The sequence below is a fragment of the Actinomadura sp. KC345 genome (assembly GCF_004348515.1).
Classification (GTDB): domain Bacteria; phylum Actinomycetota; class Actinomycetes; order Streptosporangiales; family Streptosporangiaceae; genus Spirillospora.
Genome location: NZ_SMKH01000480.1, coordinates 1 through 3,564, shown reverse-complemented (window position 1 = coordinate 3,564; position 3,564 = coordinate 1). Strand labels below are relative to the sequence as shown.

The 3,564-nt window shown below is 74.7% G+C and carries 4 protein-coding genes; all 4 read right to left on the bottom strand.

What is annotated here, in order from left to right; translation table 11 throughout:
- Positions 1–72: 72 nt before the first annotated feature.
- Positions 73–297 carry a hypothetical protein gene (locus E1281_RS38495; protein WP_131884627.1) on the bottom strand — a complete coding sequence of 75 codons (225 nt, stop codon included), beginning with the start codon at positions 295–297 and terminating at the stop codon, positions 73–75.
- Between the two features lie 148 nt (positions 298–445).
- On the bottom strand, positions 446–1,045 hold the full coding sequence (gene coaE / locus E1281_RS38490) for a dephospho-CoA kinase (RefSeq protein ID WP_131884626.1): 600 nt from the start codon (positions 1,043–1,045) through the stop codon (positions 446–448).
- A 16-nt stretch (positions 1,046–1,061) separates the two neighbouring features.
- A complete protein-coding gene (locus tag E1281_RS38485; RefSeq protein WP_131884625.1) occupies positions 1,062–1,547 on the bottom strand; it encodes a GNAT family N-acetyltransferase in 486 nt (161 codons plus the stop codon).
- 37 nt (positions 1,548–1,584) lie between these two features.
- Positions 1,585–3,549: an endonuclease/exonuclease/phosphatase family protein gene (locus E1281_RS38480; protein ID WP_131884624.1), complete on the bottom strand. Its 1,965-nt coding sequence runs from the start codon at positions 3,547–3,549 to the stop codon at positions 1,585–1,587.
- Positions 3,550–3,564: the final 15 nt, after the last annotated feature.

Sequence of the window (3,564 nt, the reverse complement as noted above, 5' to 3'; positions counted from 1 at the left end):
CCCCTCGACACCCCCTTCTGACATGCCGGTGCCCCCGGACAGGGGTCCGGGGGCACCGCCCTGCACGAGCCGCTACCGGGCCGCGCCTTCCGACCCGGCGGCCAGGACCGCCAGATTCCTGTCCATCTCGTCCATGCGGACGTGCATCTTCGCGAACAGCACCAGAATCCTGACGAGACCCGGCCGCAGCTCCGCGCTCAACGAGTTCAACTGCTGCCTGACCTCCGGACTGAGGAGGCTCAGTTCGGGGTCGTCCTCCACCGGAGGGTCGGCGTGAACGGTCCTGTCGAGGGGCATGGAGGCCACGTCGGTAATCGCCCTTCCTCCGCATGATCACCGGATTGGTGTCCCAGCATGCCACACGAGACCGACACTCCGCTGTCGGTCGGTCTCCGTTAGTCACAGGGAAGGCCGTGCGCCGCCGGTCGCCCGGCCTACGTCACGATCATTGGGCGGCGCGGGCGGCGAGGGCCTTCCAGAGGGCGTCCACCTGGGTGTCGAGGGCGTCGAGGGTGGTGGAGTTGTCGATGACGTGGGTGGCCACGGCGCGGCGGTCTTCGCGGCTCGCCTGGTTCGCCATGCGCGCTCGGGCGTCTTCCTCGGTCATGCCGCGGCGGGCGACGAGACGGTCGAGCTGGACGTCCTCGGGGGCGTCGACCACGACGACCTCGTCGTACATGGGGGCCAGGCCGTTCTCCGCCAGGAGGGGGACGTCGTAGACGACGACCGCGCCGGCGGGGGCGGCGTCCATCAGCTCCTGCATCCGCTCCCCGACGAGCGGGTGGACGATCGCGTTCAGCGCGGCGAGGCGGCCGGGGTCGCTGAAGACGATCCGGCCGACCTTCTCGCGGTCCAGGCCGCCGGAGGGGAGCAGCACCTCGTCGCCGAACTCCGCCACGACGGCGGCGAGGCCGGGGGTGCCGGGTTCGACCACCTCCCGGGCGATCTTGTCGGCGTCGATGACCAGGGCGCCGCGTGCGGCGAGCCGCGCGGACACCTCGCTCTTGCCCGACCCGATCCCGCCGGTGAGTCCCACTTTCAGCACGGGCTCACCCTAGTGGTCACACCGTTCCGGCGGGGACCAGGGGTTTGCGCATGTGGACGAAGGTCAGGTGCGCGGCGACCCGCTCGCGGTGGGTCTCGGTGTAGCCGGCGCGGCGGGACAGGCGCAGGTTGGCCTCGCTGAGGTGGCCGGTGAACAGCACGCACGCGTCGGCGCGCCCGGTCACCTCGTCCTCCATGGCCGCGAGGAGCCGCCGCCCGATGCCGCGGCCCTGGAGGTCGGGGACGACGACGAGCCGCCCGACCAGGCAGGTGTGCTCGCTGAACTGGGCGCGGACCGCGCCGACGAGCCGGCCGTCCAGCACCGCCTTGAGCACCACCGCGTCGCCCGACAGCACCCTGCGGAGCTGCTCGGCCGACTCGACCAGCGGGGAGATGAACGGGTCGCCGTACAGCTGCGCCTCCGCGACGTAGGCGGCGCGCTGGACGGTCAGGATCTCGCCGGCGTCCTGGGGACCGGCCCGCTCGACCGTCGGTTCGCTCATGGCACGACCCTAGCGGCGCAGAGCCCCGGCGGTCCGCTCAGCGGCCGATCCGGACGGTGACCGCGACCGGATAGTGGTCGGAGGCGTCCGACACCGGCACCTCGTACTCGGTGACGAGGATGCCGTCCGATCCGAAGATCCAGTCGACGTGCTCGCCGTCGGCCCTGGTCGGGGACGAGTCGTTGCCGATCACCGTGCTGCGCAGGTCGGTGCCGTCGGTCATCGCGGCCAGTTCGGGGCTGTCCGGCCCGGCGTTGAAGTCGCCGCCGATCAGCGTGCGGGGCGCGCCGCCCCAGGCCCGCAGCAGCGCCGCGATCGAGCGGGCCCGCTCGTCGGCCCGGCCCTCGCCGCCCTCCAGGTGCGTCGACCACACGTCCATCGTGGTGTCCCCGACGCCGAGCCGCGCCCACACGTACCCGCGGATCTGCGACCAGTCGCCGCGCGGCCACCGGCCCGTGCCGGAGCTGCGCACCGGCAGCGACGTCAGGATCGCGTTGCCGAACTGCCCGTCGGCCGCCGGGCCCCAGACCAGCTTCATGCCGAGGCGCCGCGACAGCCACACGCCGACGTCGGCGGTGCCCGACAGCAGCGATCCGCGGCCGGTCTCCTGCAGCAGGACGACCTGGGCGCGCTGCTCCTCGATGACCTGGGCGATGCCCTCCGGGTCGAGGCGGCCCGACTGGTCGACCGCGTCGTGGATGTTGTAGCTGAGCACCCGCACATGGCCGGGCACGGGCGGCGCCGGGGGCTCGCCGTCCGGGGCGGCCACGGTGAACACCAGGGTGCCGGCCAGCAGGACGAGCGCGGCGGCTCCGGCGGTGAGGGCCCGCAGCGGCGCGCGGGCGGGCAGCGGCCCGCCGCGGGCGGCGGCGATGGCGGCGAGCGCGCCGAGCGCGATCCCGGCGGCGCCGGGCAGCAGGTTGTTCGGGAACGGCAGCGGCGAGAGCGCGCTGATCTGGTACGGGACCAGGATCGCGGCGATCAGCAGGCCGCCGAGCGCGGCGCCGACGTCCACCCGCCAGACCGGGCCGCCGGACCCGGCGCGCCGCAGCGGCGCCCGGCACGCCACGGCCAGCAGCCACGCCGACAGCACCTGCCCGAGGATCACGACGGGCACGACCTCGATGCCGGAGATCGCGTACGTCCCGGCGACGGCGCCCGCGCCGACCCCGAGCAGGGTACCGCCGAGCACGCACACGCCGCCCGGCACGGCCCGGACGGCGAGGCCGGAGGCGAGGAACGCCAGCGCGAGGCCCTGCCCGGCGACGATCGTGATGTGCGCGGCGGTCAGCGACTGCCAGCCGGACGACGCCACGAACGCGGGGCTGGACAGGATGAGGATCTGCAGCGCCAGGAACGGCCCGAACGCGGCCGCGCCCAGCGCGTCCCGCCAGGAGAGGCCGGGCGCGGCGACCGGCCCGGCGCCGGACTGCCGGTAGAGCGCGGCGGCGCCGAGTCCGACGAAGGCCAGGCAGACCAGCCACGGGCCGACGCCGTCGCGCCACGCCGGGTCCCAGGTGGCGAAGCACATCCGCACGGCGGCGTCGGCCGACAGGCCGGCGACCGTGGCGGTCGCGAAGCCGACCCCGGACAGGCCGCGGGCGCCCTCGTACAGCGCCGCGACGGCGATCATGCCGATCGCGGCGCCCGCGAAGGCCAGCCAGGTGCGCGGGTCGACGGCCTGCGCGAGCAGCCGGACGGCGAACAGCCCGCCGACCGCGGCGAGCAGCAGGCCGCGCGGGCCGGCCACGCGGCGGATCAGCGGCGCCGCGAACCCGGCGATGAACACGACCAGCACGCCGACGGCCGCGAACGCGGTGCCGGTCTGGTCGGCGAAGCGGTCGAGCTGCGGCAGCGAGAACCGCAGCGTCTGCGCGAGCACCGCGACGGTGACCGCGATCAGCGTGAGCCTGGCGGGGCCCTGCGGGACGATGGAGGGACCGGACGCGGCGGGGCCGCCGGTCCTGGTGCCGGCGTCGGTGTTGGCGTCTGTGCTGGCCACTTGAACGAATGCTCC